Below are 15,361 nucleotides of genomic sequence, written 5' to 3'. Positions count from 1 at the left end.
ATACGGCGCTCCGGACCCTTTCCGCCCGTGCATGGATGCACAATCCTCCGCGCATACATGTTATTTGACAGAAACAGTCGACTTAAGTAACGAGCAGGTAACGCAAGCGTATCGCCAGCTGTCCTCCCCCTTTCAGCGGATATGCCATGAACACGCGCGCCCTGCTTTGCTTCACTTTGCTTTCGACCACCTGCCTGCCCCTGACGGCGCTGGCGCAAGAGGTCACCTCCCGCACCGATCCGGTCGCGCTCGGCACGATCCAGATCACCGCCACTGGAACGAAGGAAGACGATCCCGCCGGCACCAGCCCCTCGGCCACCGTCACCGCGGCCGAGATCCAGAAGAAGCAGGCCGCCACCGTGGCCCGGGCGATCTCGCAGGTGCCGGGCGTGTCGGTCGCGCGGGCGGATGACCTGCTCAGCTCCAACTTCACCATCCGCAACTTCGGCGGCAATTCGGCCCTGACCTCCGATCCGCGGGTGAAATTCGTTCTGGATGGCGTCGATTCCTCGGGCGGCAGCTTTTATCGCAACACATCGGGGCAGATCGTCGATCCGGCGCTGCTGAAATCCGTCTCGGTGTTCAAGGGGCCGCTCGCCTCGCTCGAATACGGCTCGGGGCTGGTCGGCGGCACGGTCGCGGCGGAAACGATCAATGCCTCGGATCTGACGGGCGACCAGCCGGGCGTCAAGGTGCGCCAGCTTCTGGGCGCAAGCTCGAACGGCGGCGGCTGGACGACCTCCACCACGCTGGCATGGCAGCCGAACGAGTCGTTCGACCTGCTGGCGAACTACACCCGCAGCTACCGCGACAACCAGAAGGACGGCAACGGCGACAAGATCGACCTTGGCGGCTACAACGTCCCGTCCTACCTGCTGAAGGCGCGCTACCGTTTCGGCGCGGCGATGGACCAGTCGCTGACCTTCTCCTACAACCGGTCGGAAAGCGCGCAGCGCAACGTGCCCTTCGCGCAATCCTCGATCATCTCGGCGCTTGGCACCATCAACCGCGACCGCAAGGGCCACACCGCCAGTCTGACCTATGCCTATGCGCCGGAAAACAACCCCTGGGTCGATTTCAGCCTGCAATATTCGCAGTCGCGCCAGCAGTTCGACATCGAACCCGTGAGCGGCTATTCCGGCTCCTTCGCCGGCGAGTATTCCGTCGACACCGACACGCTGACCGCCAAGAACACCGCGACCTTCGTGACCGGAACCGTCAGCCATACGCTGACCGCAGGGGCCGAGATTTCCCGCCAGCACCGCAAAGAGGTGATGACGCAGGTTTCCGGGGACGGAAAATATGTCCGGCAGGGTATCTTCGCCCTCGACCAGATGGATTTCGGCAATGAGCTGACCGCCTCGGCCGGGGCGCGGATCGAACGGCAAAGGCTCTATGCCCTGCGCAGCAATACCGAGGCCCCGCTTGCCGATATGGGCGCCACCGCCCGCAGTGCCGGTCTGGGCGTCGAAAAGGGTCTGGGCTACGGTGTAACGGGCTACGGCTCCTTCGCCTATGGCGAGGGGCTCAGCCCGATCGACTTCGCCGGTTCCCGCCCCGCCATCGACCCCATCTATTTCGGCGACAAGGTGTTCCAGAGCCGCACCTGGGAAACCGGCCTGAAATATCGGGGCGATGACGTCTTCACCGGCGGCGACGGCCTGAGCGGCTCGATCGGCCTGTTCCAGACCGCCATCTGGAACGACAACACGCAGGCGGTCGGCACGACGGCGGTCTATTACGCGCAGAGAAAGACCTCGGGGATCGAGGCGCAGGCGACCTATCAGCTCGACAACGGCGTCTACGCCCGCCTCGCGCTGACCAAGACCTTCAGCGACAACAAGCGCGCGCCCACCACGGACTGGGTGTTCTACGAATATGCGCTGATGGATCAGGGCTCCGTCACGGTGGGCCGCGACTGGAACGGGCTTGATCTGTCCTGGACATTGCGCGGCGGCGCCGGGCAGGATCTGGGCATCGTGCATCAGCCGGGTTTCGGCGTCAGCGATCTTGCCGTAAGCTACACCGTGCAGGAAGGCGCACTGGCGGGCGCGACGATCAACTTTGGCGTCGAAAACGTCTTCGACAAGCAATACCAGCTGCAATACACCACCACCGCAACCAGCGTGACCTACCCCGAAGCCGGGCGGAACTTCAAGCTGACGCTTGCCAAGACGTTCTGACCTCCCCCGCCGGGTTTCCGGACCCGGCCCCACACACGGAACCGACGATGACCCAGACCGCAACCCTGACCCGTGCCGAGGCCCTGCGCGCCGCCACCCATGACGCGCATGAACGGCTCGACCGCACGATCATGGCAGCCAAACCCTTCGACAGCGTGGAAAATTACGGTCGCTTCGCGGCGATGCAATATTCCCTGCACCACCATACCGCGCCGCTTTACGCGCGGGCGGACCTTGCGGACCATATCGCGGACCTGCCGGCGCTCAGCCGCTTTGCCGCCGTCACGCAGGATCTGGCCGATCTGGGCGGGGCCCTGCCCGATCCCGGCGCGCCGTTGGGCGATCTGCCCCTGCCCGAGGCGCTCGGCTGGCTTTATGTGATCGAGGGGTCCAATCTCGGTGCGGCCTTCCTGCTGAAGGCGGCGCAGAAGCTCGGCCTGTCCGAAGACCACGGCGCCCGCCATCTGGCCGGCGCGCCCGAGGGCCGCGCCGCGCATTGGCGCGCGTTCAAGGCCGGGCTCGACAGCGCGCCGCTTGCCCCCGAGGACGAGGCACGGGTGATCGCCGGTGCCGTCGCGGCCTTCGACCATGCCCGCGGCCTTGCACAACGGAGCTTCGCATGAGCCTCTCCCCCGCCGACATCCGCGCCGCGAGGGAGGCTGAACCGCAGGCCCGCCCGCGCGATCTGGCGGCGAAGCTTGGTATCGCGGAGGCCGGGCTTTGCGCGGCCTTCGCAGGCGCGGGGGTCATCCGGATCGAGGCGCATCCCGATCGCCTGATCCCCGCGCTCGCGGGTTTCGGTCCGGTCATGGCCCTGACCCGCAACGAAAGCTGCGTGATCGAAAAGGTCGGCACCTATGACAATTTCCGCCCCGGTCCCCATGCCGCGCTGGTGGTGAACGAAGGCATCGACCTGCGGCTGTTCCCCGGCCATTGGGTCCATGCCTTTGCCGTCGAGGGGGAGGGCGGGAAACGCTCGGTCCAGATCTTCGACGCGGCGGGGGATGCGATCCACAAGATCCACCTGCGCCCCGAAAGCAATGCCGCGCATTGGGACGGGTTCGTCGCCGGGCTGCGGCTGGCCGATCAGGGGCAGAGCCTGACCCTCACCCCGCGCAAGCCACCCGAACCCGCAAAGGCCAACCCCGACCGCGCCGATGAACTGCGCGCCGGCTGGGACGAGCTGACCGACACGCATCAGTTCCTGCGCCTGACCTCGCGGCTCAAGATGAACCGGCTGGGCGCCTACCGGATCGCGGGGCTGCCCTATGCGCGGCGGCTCGCCCCCGGATCGGTCGAAAGCCTGCTGCGGCAGGCGGCGGATGTCGCCGTGCCGATCATGGTTTTCGTCGGCAATCAGGGCTGCATCGAGATCCACACCGGCCCGATCGCGCGGGTGGTGGAAACCGGGCCGTGGATCAACGTCCTCGACCCCGGGTTCGATCTGCACCTGCGGATGGACCATATCGCCGAGATCTATGCGGTGGTGAAGAACACCCAACGCGGCCCGGCCCATTCGGTCGAATTCTTCGCCGCCGACGGCGCGCTGATCGCGCAGATCTTCGGCGTGCTGCGCGCCGGCGAGGACGCCGTTTCGCAATGGAACGCGCTGGTCGCCGCGCTGCCGGAGGGGGTCTGATGAACCGGCTGCTGCTGTCCGCCCTGCTCATGCTGATGCCGCTCGCCGCCCATGCGCAGGATCGCGTCCTGCCGCTTGGCGGCACGGTGACCGAGATCATCTATCAGCTTGGCGAACAGCAACGGCTCATCGGCCGCGACACGACCTCGACCTGGCCCGCCGAGGCCACGGCCTTGCCCGATGTGGGCTATGTCCGGGCGCTCTCGCCCGAAGGCGTGCTGTCGGTGTCCCCCGACCTGATCCTGATGGAGGAAGGCGCCGGCCCCGCCGAAACGATCGAGGCCCTGCGCGGCGCGGGCGTCCGGATGGTGACCGTCCCCGATGACTACACGCCCGAGGGCGTCGCGCAAAAGGTCCGGGTCGTGGCCGATGCGCTTGGCGTGCCGGACAAGGGCGCCGACCTCGCCGCGCGGATCGAGGCGGATATCGCCGCCGCCCGCGCCCGGGTCGCCGAAGATCACGGCCCGAAGCCGCGCGTGCTGTTCGTGCTGGCGAATTCCGGTGGAAGGCTGACCGGCGGCGGGGCGCAGACGGCCGCCTCCTCGATCATCGAGCTGGCGGGCGGAGAGAATGCCGTGACCGGCTTCACGGGCTACAAGACGCTGAGCGACGAGGCCATCGCCACCGCCGCCCCCGATGTCATCCTGATGATGGACCGCGGCGACGGCAGTGACGATACCGCTGGTCTGCTGGCGCATCCGGCGCTGGCCCATACGCCCGCCGGGGAAAAGGGTGCGGTCGTCCGGCTGCCGGGTCTGCTGCTGCTTGGCTTCGGGCCGCGCACCGGCGCGGCGATCGACATGCTCCACAGTGCGCTTGCGGCCCATCGGGCGCCATGACGGTGCTCGGGGCATCCGCGCCGATACGAAACCGCCGCGCGCCCGCGCGCCTGCCCGCGGGGCCGGTGGTCGCGGGTCTGGCGGTGCTGCTGGTGCTGGTGGCGGGGGCGAGCCTCAGCCTCGGTGCCTCGGGCATCCTGCCGTGGGAGATGTTCCTCCGTCCGCTGAACCCCGCGGAAACGGCGATCCTGTTCAGCATCCGGCTGCCAAGGCTGATCCTCGGCGCGCTGGTGGGGGCGGGACTCGCCGTGTCGGGCGTGCTGATGCAGGGGCTGTTTCGCAATCCGCTGGCCGATCCCGGATTGGTCGGCGTCAGCGCCGGGGGTGGGCTGGGCGCGGTCGGCGCGATCGTCCTTGGCGGCGCGCTCCCCGCGGGGATCCATGCGGTGACGGGGATGTATCTGGCGCCGGTCTTCGCCTTTGCCGGTGCCGGGATCACCACGCTGATCCTGTATCGGCTGGCGCGGCTGCGGGGGCATACCTCGGTCACCACGATGCTGCTGGCGGGGATCGTGCTCGGGGCGCTGGCGAATGCCTTCACCGGGATCCTGATCTATCTGGCCGACGACCGGCAGTTGCGCGACCTGACCTTCTGGGGGCTCGGCTCGCTCGCCGGGGCGAACTGGGTGAAGCTTGCCGCCGCCGCGCCGGTGCTGCTGGCGGGGCTGGCGGTCGCGCCGCTTCTGGCGCGCGGGCTGAACGCGATGGCGATGGGCGAGCCCGCCGCGCGCCACATGGGCGTGCCGGTCGAGCGGGTGAAGCGCGGCGCGATCTTCGCCGTCGCGGCGATGACGGGGGCGGCGGTCGCGGTGTCGGGCGGGATCGGCTTCGTCGGCATCGTCGCGCCGCATGTGCTGCGGCTGGCGATCGGGCCGGATCACCGCAGGCTGATCCCGGCCTCGGCGCTGTTCGGGGCGGCGCTGCTGATCGTGGCGGATACCGTGGCGCGGCTGATCGTGGCCCCGGCGGAGCTGCCCATCGGCATCCTGATGGCGCTGATCGGCGCGCCGGTCTTTCTGTGGCTGCTGCTGTCGCGCCGGCCGGGAACGGTGATGTGAGATGATCGAGGCGCGCGGCATCGGTGCGGTACTGGGCGGGACCAAGATCCTGCATGGCGTCGATTTCACCGCCCGCCCCGGCGAGATGACGGTGATCGTCGGCCCGAACGGATCGGGGAAGACGACGCTGTTGCGCCGGTTGACCGGCGATCTGGACGGCCCCGGCGCGGTGACCTTGGACGCTGCGCCGGTTGCGGCGATGCCGCCCCGGTTGCTGGCCCTGCGCCGCGCCGTTTTGCAGCAGGCGGTGCAGGTGGGCTTTCCCTTCACCCTGCGCGAGGTGGTGCGGATGGGGTTTGAAGCCGGGCACAGCGCCCATGCCCCCGCCGTGGTGGATATGGCGATCGCCGAGGTCGGTCTGTCGGCCAAGGCCGATCACTTCCTGCACGATCTGTCGGGTGGCGAACAGGCGCGCGGTCATCTGGCGCGGGCGCGGGCGCAGATATGGCAGCCGGTGACGCAGGGCCGCGCCTGCTGGCTGTTCGTGGATGAGCCGGTGGCCGCACTCGACATCGGCCACCAGATCCTGGTGATGGAGGTGCTGCGGCGCTTTGCCGATACGGGGGGCGGCGTGGTCGCGGTGATGCATGACCTGAACCTGACGGCGATGCACGCGGACCGGGTGGTGCTGATGTCCGAGGGCCGGGTGCTGGCCGACGGTCCGCCCGAGGCCGTGCTGACCGACGATCGCCTGTCCGCCGCCTATCGCAGCCGGATCCGGATCAATACCGCTCCGGCGCAGGGGCCTTGGCTGCTGCCGCAGATGGCCGGGCGCGGGTAGCGACGGGACTCGCGGGTGGATGGGGTGCGAGGGGGCCAGCCCCCTCGGCGCAAGCGCCTCACCCCCGGGATATTTATGGAAACACGAATGGCAGAAGGTTCGTTCGGGGGGTTCAAACGTCTGTGGCAGGCTGCTGAGAAGGGATTTTGAGCAGGCATCATTGCCAAAATCGTTCTATGAGATCGACCTGAAATCCGGTTTTTTCCGGCCAGTGCAAGACAGATTTCCCGGTTTCCGGCCAAGCCCTACCCCGTCACACGGACGTTTTCAGCAGCCTGTCAGCGCGTGCGGCCGGGTCAGCCGCCGACGCCGCCCGTGCTTCTCATCGTCGAGCCGAAGCCGCCGGTCGAGCGGGCGGCCGATTGCGCGTTGTTCCACCCGGCGGTGGATTTGTTGGTGAAGGTCGAGGTGGGCACCGTCGCCACGCCCCGGTTGTTGTTGAACTGCGTGCCGCCCGGCGTGGTGAAGGTGCCGTTCTTGGTGGGTGTCAGCGGCTGCGACATCATTCCGCCGCCCATCATCTTGCCAAGCAGGAACCCGGTCAGCAGCGGCATGAACATGCTGCCCATGCCGCCGCCCGGATTTTCCGCCTGCTGGCAGTTGCCGACGCCATGCTGTTCCTCGCAGGCTGCAAGCGCATCGTATTTCGGCCCGGAGTCGTTGACCGTCTGCAAGGCCTGCGCATAGGCGACGCGGCATTGCTCCTCGGTCACCGGGGCGGAGCCGCGGCTCGCGTCGGCGAGGCATGCGGACAGGTCGGGATAGGCCGTGGCCTGTTCGGTTTCCTCCTTGCAGGCGGCAAGCGCGAAGGCGGAGGCGCCGATCAGGCCGATGGTCAGGGGACGGAAGTTCCGGGAACGCTTCATCTCAACCCTCGATGTAATGCGGAATGAACTGGCTCAGGTTCTGGGTGATCAGGCCGCGATCCTCGCGCAGGCCCATGCCGGTGCAGGTGTCGCCGATGATCCATGCCCCGATCACCGGATGGCTGCCGTCGAATTCGGGCAGCGGGTGATAGGCCTGCACGATTCTGGGATGTTCGTCGTAGCCGTGATCGGTGGAGGCCGCGATCTCGCCCCCCGCGGCGTCGAGGATGCGCACCGATGCCCCCTCGCGCGAGAAGATCGGCTTCAGCACCCGCCCGGCGGCAAAGGCGGCTTCCGCACGTTGCACGGCGGGGCCGGCCTCGGTGAATTCGTCCTCGAAAAAGGCGGGCAGCAGGTTCGGATGCCCCTCGTTGAAGCGCCACAGCATCGGCAGGATCGCCTTGTTCGACAAGAGCGCCTTCCACGCGGGTTCCAGCATGAAACAGCCGCTTTGCGCGAGATAATCGGCGAAGGGCTCGTTCAGCATGTTCTCCCACGGGTAGAGCTTGAACAGGAAGCGGATCGGATAGCCGTCGGCGTCGAGGAAGCGGCCATCGTCGCTGACGCCGATCTTGTCGATGGTCAGGTAGAGCGGGTTGACCCCGCCTTCCTTCGCGGCCCAGGCCATGGTCTCGACCGTGCCGTAATCCTCGCTGTTCTCGGGAACCGAGGTGAAATAGATCGTGTCGCCGCCGGGCCACATTTCCGCGAAGCGCGCGACCAGCGCTTCCCATGTGCCGTTGAACTGGTCGGCGTCGCGCGGCAGGACCTTGGCGGTGATCTGGTCCTCCAGCCATTGCCACTGGAACGAGGTGCTTTCGAACAGCGACGTGGGCGTATCGGCGTTGTATTCCAGCAGTTTCGCCGGACCCGTGCCGCCATAAGCCAGATCCATCCGGCCATACAGCCCGGGATCGCCGCCGCGCCACGTGCCGGCGATGTAATCCCAGTGCTTTTCGGGCAGGCCCATGCGGGCCATCAGCTCTTGGCTCTCGATGATCCGCCCCACGGCGTCGAGGCACATCTGGTGGAGTTCGGTCGAGGGATCCTCGATATCCTCCTCGATCTCGCGCAGGGTGAAGCGGTAGGCGCGCGCCTCGTTCCAGTAGGGCTCGCCATACATCGTGTGGAAGCTGAAGCCCGCATCCTGCGCGATCTGCTGCCAGTTTTCCCGCGGTTCGAGATGCTTCAGTTCCACCGTCTGCCCCTTGTTTCGATCATGTCACGCAGGTCATGTAATCGCTGGGACGGCTTCATGAAAGACCTTTTGGCCCGGTTCTACCATCCCGCAAGGTAAACCAGCGTCACCGCGACCGCCGCCAGCGCCGTGACAGAGACGACGAAGGGCACGTTCCAGCCCCAGGCGATGCGCCGCGGCGGCACCGCGCAGAACGCGCCTGAGATCAGTGTCATCGCGCTGATCGGCGAGACGCCGATGGCCATCGCCCAGCCCACCGCCAGCGTCAGGCCAAGCGCCATCGGATGGTCCTGCCCCAGGGGCGTCGGCCCCAGAAGCTGCACCGCCATCACCACGACGATGGAGTTCGGCAGGTAGCAGGCGGCGACCAGCGGCACGATCACCAGACAGGCCAGCAGCACCGGCAGCCCGGCGAAACCGCCGGACTGGATCGCGCCCCACAGGGGCGAGGCCTGCACCGCGATCGACAGGCAGGCGCCGATGACATTGGCCGACATGAAGATGGCGCTTTCGGATCGCAGATCCCCCATCGCGGTGAGCGCATTGCACAACCGCGGCGCCAGCGCGCCATGTTCGGAGCGGTTTTCCAGCGCCAGCCAGATGAAGGAAAAGACCGGCAGCAGGAACACCGAAACGATGGTGAAGCTGACCTCCAGCCACTGATGCAGCACGATGGCGAGACCAAGCAGCAGCGCGCTTACGGCCAGCGTCTCGGCCACCGCCTTGGGCGAGCCCTGCCCCGCCGTCGTGACCGGCGCGGCGGAATGGCGGCCCGAGGCCTCGGCCGGCAGCATCGGGCGCAGCGCGGAGAGCGCCATCGCCGCCAGCGTGAAGCCGAAGCACAGCACCATGAAGGGCAGCGCAGGGATCCCCGGTATGCCCGCCGTGACGATCGCGAAACCGAGCCCGATCGGCGACCAGACCGTGGCCAGCGCCGCCCCCCGCATCGCCGCCAGAACCACCGCCCGGCGCGGCGGATCGGTGCGCGCCTCGGGCCCCTTTCCGGCATGGACCAGATCGCCGATCATCGCGATGATGCCGATGTTGAACATCAGGCTCATGAAATGCGAACCGCTGAGGATCGCGGCGAACCGCCCGCGCGCGCCGAAGGACAACAGGTATTCCGCCGCCGCGCGGGTGATGGCGGCGCGCCGCACCGGCTGGCGCAAAAGGCCCAGCACCATCATCAGCGCCCCGAAGCCGACGCCCTGCAACAGGGCGATGCGCAGTTGCGGGATCGCCTGTGGCGCCAGAACCACCACCGCCCCCGCGCCCGCCGCCGCGAGGGCGAAGAACAGCCGCGCCTGCGGCAGAAGCCGGGGCCACTGCATCACCGTCGCCGCCACGGCAAGCGCCGCGGCGATCAGCGAAACCACCCCGAAGCCGCCGATCTCGCCGATCACCAGCGCCGCCAGCATCAGGCATTGCATCCAGACCACCGGCGCCACCGCCGTTCCGGTCGTTCCCCGCGCGGGCGCCGTCATGCTGCGATCTTTCCGTCCAAGTGCGGCCCCGCGGACCTTCCATGGCGTTGCATAAAAGAAGAGGCCCCGGTGAAAAAGACCAAAGAGCCGCCTCAGCCACCGATCCTGCGATAACCGATCCCGCGCGCGAGCCAGCAGCCAAGCGTGCCGCCCGTGACCTGGCCCGCCGCATCCCGCGCGATCCGGAAGGTCCAGATCCCTGGCGCCGGCGCATCCATCGAGCGGCGCGTCACCACCGCCCAGATATCCTGCGCCACGGGGATCATCTGTTCCATCCGGCCCTGACCCAGCATCCCCTCGAACCGGGCGAAAACACCGCCGTCGCGGGCCTCGATCCGCAGGCGGGCCTCAAGCTCGTCGGTTTCATACTCCCCGGCGATGGCGGCACCATCCGCCGCGTCGATTTCGTCCAGCGGCTCCAGATGGCGCAGGGTGTTCTCGCCGGCGATGGCAAGGCGCAGCCCCGCCCCGTCGCGCTCGACCCGCAGGTTCGGCGCGGCCAGCGCCCCGTCCTCCGTCGCCAGCAACCGCACCGGCCCCGTCGCATAGAACAGCCGGGCCGAGGTCCGGTCCGTCACGATACGCGCGATCATCCCACGGTCACGGTCGAGCCACAGCCCGTCCCAGCCCTCGGGCATCGGCGGCTCGGCGGGATCCGGCAGGCCAAGCGCCGCCCGCGCGATCCGCGCCGCGCAGGCATGGGCATCCGCCTCGTGGTTGAGCATGACCACCACCGACAGCCGCGCCGACCGGGCGTTCATCCGATGGGCGCGAAAGCCGCGCAGCGCCCCGCCGTGGCCGGTGAAGTCCACATCACCGATCCGCTCATGCGCCAGCCCGTAGCCATACCACGCGCGGGTGCCATCGGCGAAATGCGGCGTTCCGCTCAGCCGGCGGTAGATCGACTGCGGGTCGTCGCGCGTCGCGTCGATCCATGCCTCATAGGCCAGCATGTCGTTGAGCGAGGCCGAAATCCCCGCATCCCCGATCCAGTAGATGCCGTTGTCGGCGGGCAGATAGCCGTGATCGGCACTGCCTTCATAGCCCACGACACCATCTACCGGGGCGCGGGTATCGGCGGTCAGAACGGCCGTCTCCATCCCCGCCGGGCCCCAGATATGCTCGCGGTAAAGATCCTCCAGCCCGCGCCCGGTATGGGCCATGATCATCTCGCCAAGGATACGGAAATTGCAGTTGCAGTAGGAATATTGCGTGCCCGGCGCGAAATGCCCGGTCCGCATCCGCGCGATCAGCGGCAGCGCATCCTCGCGGCGGAATTCCTGCTCGGCGCGCGCGCCATGCAGCACCGTCAGCGCCCAGTAGTCGCGCAGGCCCGACTGGTTGTCGCACAATTGCCGCACGGTGGGCAGCGCGCCCTCGAACCGGGGCAGATAATCCTTCAGACGGTCATCGAACACCTCGGGCCCGCCCGCCGTCGCCAGAAGCGTGCCGCAGGTGAACTGCTTCGAGATCGAACAGATCGGCATCCGCGTCGCGGCGGTCATCGGGCGCGCGTCGGTCAGGTCGGCATAGCCCCAGGCGCGGGCCGCGACGATGCGCCCGTCTTTGACGACGCCCGCCACCCCGCCCGGCCCCTGAACGGTCTTCGGCAGGGAATCGAGAACGGCCTCGACGGCTCCGGCATTGAAATCTTCCACGGGGAGGGCTCCTTTCCATGACCGCCCGAAACGCCTCCGGGCTGTCGTGTTTCCATAAATATCCCGGGGGTGAGGCGCTTGCGCCGAGGGGGCTGGCCCCCTGCGCCCCATCCGCCCACCTGCGGTTGCGGTTTCAACAATTAGCGCCGCGCCGCGCAAACGGGAAGCCCGTCCGAACCCGTCACGGGATGATTGCCCCCTCCCCGCCCGGCATGCGAAGATGACCCGACCGGAACAGGAGCCAGACGTGAAACTCATCCTTTCGCAACCCATGCCGACCGATGGCCGGATCGAGGCGGCCTTCGCCCATGTGGAGACGCTGCTTGCCGTCGCGCGCGCGGCGGGGGCCGACATGGTGCTGCTGCCCGAGCTGTTCCTGCCCGGCTACAACCGCCCCGACCTGCACGGCACGCTGGCGCAGCCGCTCGACGGGCCGTGGATCGCCCGGCTGCGGCAGATGGCGCGGGACAGCCGCTGCGGCGTCACGCTGGGTCTGGCCGAACGCGACGGCGCCGAGGTCTACAACACCGCCGTCGCCATCGGCCCCGACGGCACGATCCTTGCCAGCTATCGCAAGATCCAGCTGTTCGGCCCGATGGAAAGGGCGAGCTTCCGCCCCGGCGACGCACCGCCACCGGTCTTCGCGCTCGGCAAGCGCAGGCTTGGCCTGCTGATCTGCTACGATATCGAATTTCCCGCCCATGCCGCCGATCTCGCGCGTCGAGGGGCGGGGATCATCCTCGTCCCCACGGCCAATCCCGAAGGCTACGAATTCGTCGCCGATGTGCTGGTGCCCGCCCGCGCGCATGAAAACGCGCTGATCGTCGCCTATGCGAATTTTTGCGGCAGCGAAGAGGGTCTGCGGTTCAGCGGACGGTCCGTGATCGCCGGGCCGGATGCGCGGGCGATCGCCGGCGCGGGCGCCCTGACCGAGGCGGTCCTGATCGTCACCCTGCCGGAACGGGACGATTACCAACCGGGTCTGCTGTCGATGCAGGCGGCGGATCTGCGCATCCCGCAGGGGTGATCTGCGGTGCCTTCGGGCGACACATAACCTTCATCTTCCGGTAACGGAAACGACACAGGCGGCGCTTACCGAACCCTCGACTGACCAGAGGGACATTCCATGACCACCCGCCTCCTTTCCGCCGTTTCGGTGCTGGCGCTTGTCGCCGGGCCGGGCTTCGCCGACAGCTTCAACCGCATCGCCACCTTCCCCGTCATCGCCAACATGGGCGCGGGCGAGGATACCGGGCGCGCATCCTCGGCCGAGATCATCTCGGTCTCCGAAGACGGCAACACGCTGATCTACACCGACAGCCCGCTTGGCGTCGTCGGGCTGATCGACATCACCGATCCGCATGCGCCGAAGCCGCTTGGCAATGTCGTGCTGAACGGCGAGCCGACGACCGCGCATATCATCGGCGGCAAGGCTTTCGTCGGCGTCAACACCTCGGAAAGCAAGGCGAACCCTTCGGGCCGTCTGGCCGTGGTGGACCTGAAAAGCGCCACGGAAACCGCGTCCTGCGATCTGGGCGGCCAGCCGGATTCCGTCGCCATCGCGCCCGATGGCAGCTTCCTCGCCGTCGCGATCGAGAATGAACGGAACGAGGATCTGGGCGACGGCGGCCTGCCGCAGATGCCCGCGGGCTATCTGGTGAAACTGCCGATCTCGGGCGAGGCGGTGGATTGCGCGCAGCTCCAGAAGATCGACCTGACCGGCCTTGCCGAAGTCGGCGCCGAGGACCCGGAACCCGAATTCGTCGACATCAACGACGCGGGTGAGATCGTCGTGACCCTGCAGGAAAACAACCACATCGTCGTGGTCGGCAAGGACGGCAAGATCGCCTCGCATTTCCCGGCGGGTTCCGTCGCGCTGGAAGGCGTGGACACCAAGACCGACGGCAAGCTGAGCTTCACCCAGACGACCGACCCGATCGCGCGCGAACCCGATGGGGTGAAATGGATCGACGCCGATCACTTCGCCACCGCGAACGAGGGCGACTGGAAGGGCGGCTCGCGCGGCTTCACCATCTTCGCCAAGGACGGCACCGTAGTTTACGACTCCGGCGCCTCGCTGGAACGCGCCATCGCGGAAATCGGCCATTACCCGGAAAAGCGGTCGAAATCCAAGGGCGTGGAAATCGAAAGCGTCGAATTCGCCCGTTTCGGCGACACCCCCTATCTGTTCGTCGTGTCGGAACGCGCCTCGGTCGTCGGGGTCTATGACCTGACCGACATCGCCGCGCCGAAGCTCCTGCAGATCCTGCCCTCGGGCATCAGCCCCGAAGGCGCCGTGGCGATCCCGTCGCGCAACCTGCTGGTGACGGCGAACGAGGCCGATCTGGGCGAGGATGGCGCGGCCCGCGCCCATGTGATGATCTACGAACTTCAGGACGCCGCGCCGGTCTATCCGATGCTGACCTCGGCCGGAACGGATCCGCTGGTCGGCTGGGGGGCGCTTGGCGCGCTCGCCGCGGTCGAGGGCCAGCCGGGCCATCTGGTCGCCGCCTCGGACAGCGTCTATTCCGCGATGCCCTCGCTTTACGAGATCGATGCGACGCAAAAGCCCGCGCGGATCGTGAAGCAGACCATCATCACCCGCGACGGCAACCCGGCGCAGAAGCTCGACATCGAGGGGATCACCCCCGACGGCAAGGGTGGCTTCTGGCTGGCGAACGAAGGCGATGCGGCGAAGCTGGTGCCGCATGCGATCCTCAACGTGAACGCCAAGGGCGAGATCAAGAAGGAAGTCGCCCTGCCCGCCGAACTGCTGCCCCATCAGACCCGCTTCGGCGCCGAGGGGATCGCGCTTGTGGGCGACACGCTCTGGATCGCGATGCAGCGCGAATGGGGCGACGATCCGAAGGGTCAGGTGAAGCTGCTCGCCTATGACACCAAGACCGGTGAATGGGGCGCGGTGCGCTATCCGCTGGAGCCGAAGGGCGAAGGCTGGATGGGCCTGTCCGAGATCGCGGTGAAGGGCGATTATGCCTATGTGCTAGAACGCGACAACCTGATCGGCGACAAGGCGAAGGTGAAGAAGATCTTCCGCGTCGCGCTGGCCGATCTGAAGCCCGCGGCCCTTGGCGGCGACCTGCCCGTCGTCGGCAAGGAGGAAGTCCGCGACCTGATCCCGGAACTCAAATCCCTGACCAACGGCTATGTCGTCGACAAGGTCGAGGGGCTCGCCTTCGACGCCGCGGGCGACGCATGGATCATCACCGACAATGACGGGGTCGATGACAGCTCGGGCGAGACGCTGTTCTGGAACGCGGGCAAGCTCGACTGATCCCCTCTCCGCGCAAATGCGAAGGGCCGCCTGTTGGCGGCCCTTTTGTCATCCGCGCGCGGGCAGCTGAGAACAGGTTAGCCACCGCGAACCGGCCCTTTCTGCCTTCTTTCTTCCCGAAATATCCCGGGATAAGGCGGATCAGGTAGCCTTCCAGTGGAAGGATGCCCGCCGAATACGTGAGGGGCAGCGCCCCTTTTCGTCCCATCCGCCAGCGCGCACGATTCCGGTTCTGAAGCGCCTAGATGGCGCTGCAGATGTATTTGATTTCGAGGTATTCCTCGATACCGTATTTCGAGCCTTCGCGCCCGAGGCCGGATTGCTTGACGCCGCCGAAGGGGGCGACTTCGTTGGAGATCAGGC

The 15,361-nt window shown here is 67.5% G+C and carries 13 protein-coding genes; 8 read left to right on the top strand and 5 right to left on the bottom strand.

Annotated elements, in window-relative coordinates:
• Positions 1-146 precede the first annotated feature (146 nt).
• The 6 genes from D2T30_RS14620 to D2T30_RS14595 are packed head-to-tail and all read left to right on the top strand — an operon-like array spanning position 147 to position 6,500.
• Complete coding sequence (locus D2T30_RS14620; protein WP_128209482.1) at positions 147-2,183, top strand: TonB-dependent receptor domain-containing protein; 2,037 nt, start codon at positions 147-149, stop codon at positions 2,181-2,183.
• A 47-nt stretch (positions 2,184-2,230) separates the two neighbouring features.
• Positions 2,231-2,806: a biliverdin-producing heme oxygenase gene (locus tag D2T30_RS14615; protein WP_128209481.1), complete on the top strand. Its 576-nt coding sequence runs from the start codon at positions 2,231-2,233 to the stop codon at positions 2,804-2,806.
• Positions 2,803-3,822 (top strand): hemin-degrading factor, encoded by a 1,020-nt coding sequence (locus D2T30_RS14610; protein ID WP_128209480.1) that lies wholly within the window; start codon positions 2,803-2,805, stop codon positions 3,820-3,822. Before D2T30_RS14615 ends, D2T30_RS14610 begins: the two co-directional genes overlap by 4 nt.
• On the top strand, positions 3,822-4,661 hold the full coding sequence (locus D2T30_RS14605) for a heme/hemin ABC transporter substrate-binding protein (RefSeq protein WP_128209479.1): 840 nt from the start codon (positions 3,822-3,824) through the stop codon (positions 4,659-4,661). Before D2T30_RS14610 ends, D2T30_RS14605 begins: the two co-directional genes overlap by 1 nt.
• The gene (locus D2T30_RS14600; RefSeq protein WP_128209478.1) at positions 4,658-5,719 is read left to right on the top strand and encodes a FecCD family ABC transporter permease; all 1,062 of its coding nucleotides are present in this window, start codon (positions 4,658-4,660) and stop codon (positions 5,717-5,719) included. Before D2T30_RS14605 ends, D2T30_RS14600 begins: the two co-directional genes overlap by 4 nt.
• Before the next feature lies 1 nt (position 5,720).
• A complete protein-coding gene (locus D2T30_RS14595) occupies positions 5,721-6,500 on the top strand; it encodes a heme ABC transporter ATP-binding protein (protein ID WP_128209477.1) in 780 nt (259 codons plus the stop codon).
• A 296-nt stretch (positions 6,501-6,796) separates the two neighbouring features.
• Here D2T30_RS14595 and D2T30_RS14590 read toward each other — a convergent pair whose 3' ends face one another.
• The 4 genes from D2T30_RS14590 to D2T30_RS14575 all read right to left on the bottom strand — a co-directional run bounded on the left by D2T30_RS14590 (position 6,797) and on the right by D2T30_RS14575 (position 11,706).
• Entirely contained in the window at positions 6,797-7,366 is a 570-nt protein-coding gene (locus tag D2T30_RS14590; protein WP_128209476.1) for a DUF1190 domain-containing protein, read from the bottom strand.
• A gap of 1 nt (position 7,367) precedes the next feature.
• Positions 7,368-8,564: a glutathionylspermidine synthase family protein gene (locus D2T30_RS14585; RefSeq protein ID WP_241651298.1), complete on the bottom strand. Its 1,197-nt coding sequence runs from the start codon at positions 8,562-8,564 to the stop codon at positions 7,368-7,370.
• A gap of 80 nt (positions 8,565-8,644) precedes the next feature.
• Positions 8,645-10,048 carry a hypothetical protein gene (locus D2T30_RS14580; RefSeq protein ID WP_128209475.1) on the bottom strand — a complete coding sequence of 468 codons (1,404 nt, stop codon included), beginning with the start codon at positions 10,046-10,048 and terminating at the stop codon, positions 8,645-8,647.
• A 92-nt stretch (positions 10,049-10,140) separates the two neighbouring features.
• On the bottom strand, positions 10,141-11,706 hold the full coding sequence (locus tag D2T30_RS14575; RefSeq protein ID WP_241651297.1) for a D-aminopeptidase: 1,566 nt from the start codon (positions 11,704-11,706) through the stop codon (positions 10,141-10,143).
• Between the two features lie 247 nt (positions 11,707-11,953).
• Here D2T30_RS14575 and D2T30_RS14570 point away from each other — a divergent pair, with 247 nt between their 5' ends.
• On the top strand, positions 11,954-12,733 hold the full coding sequence (locus D2T30_RS14570) for a carbon-nitrogen hydrolase family protein (protein ID WP_241651296.1): 780 nt from the start codon (positions 11,954-11,956) through the stop codon (positions 12,731-12,733).
• Between the two features lie 99 nt (positions 12,734-12,832).
• Positions 12,833-14,998, top strand: coding sequence for an esterase-like activity of phytase family protein (locus tag D2T30_RS14565; RefSeq protein WP_128209473.1), 2,166 nt, complete (start codon positions 12,833-12,835; stop codon positions 14,996-14,998).
• Positions 14,999-15,239: 241 nt separating this feature from the next.
• On the opposite strand, the gene D2T30_RS14560 is transcribed toward D2T30_RS14565, so the two are convergent.
• Positions 15,240-15,361 (bottom strand): aldehyde dehydrogenase family protein (locus D2T30_RS14560; protein ID WP_128208515.1); only part of this gene is annotated, 122 nt, incomplete at its 5' end.

This window comes from Paenirhodobacter populi, from assembly GCF_004022215.1.
Classification (GTDB): domain Bacteria; phylum Pseudomonadota; class Alphaproteobacteria; order Rhodobacterales; family Rhodobacteraceae; genus Rhodobacter; species Rhodobacter populi.
The sequence above is the reverse complement of the archived record's forward strand: the minus strand, read 5'-3'. Positions and strand labels throughout refer to the sequence as shown.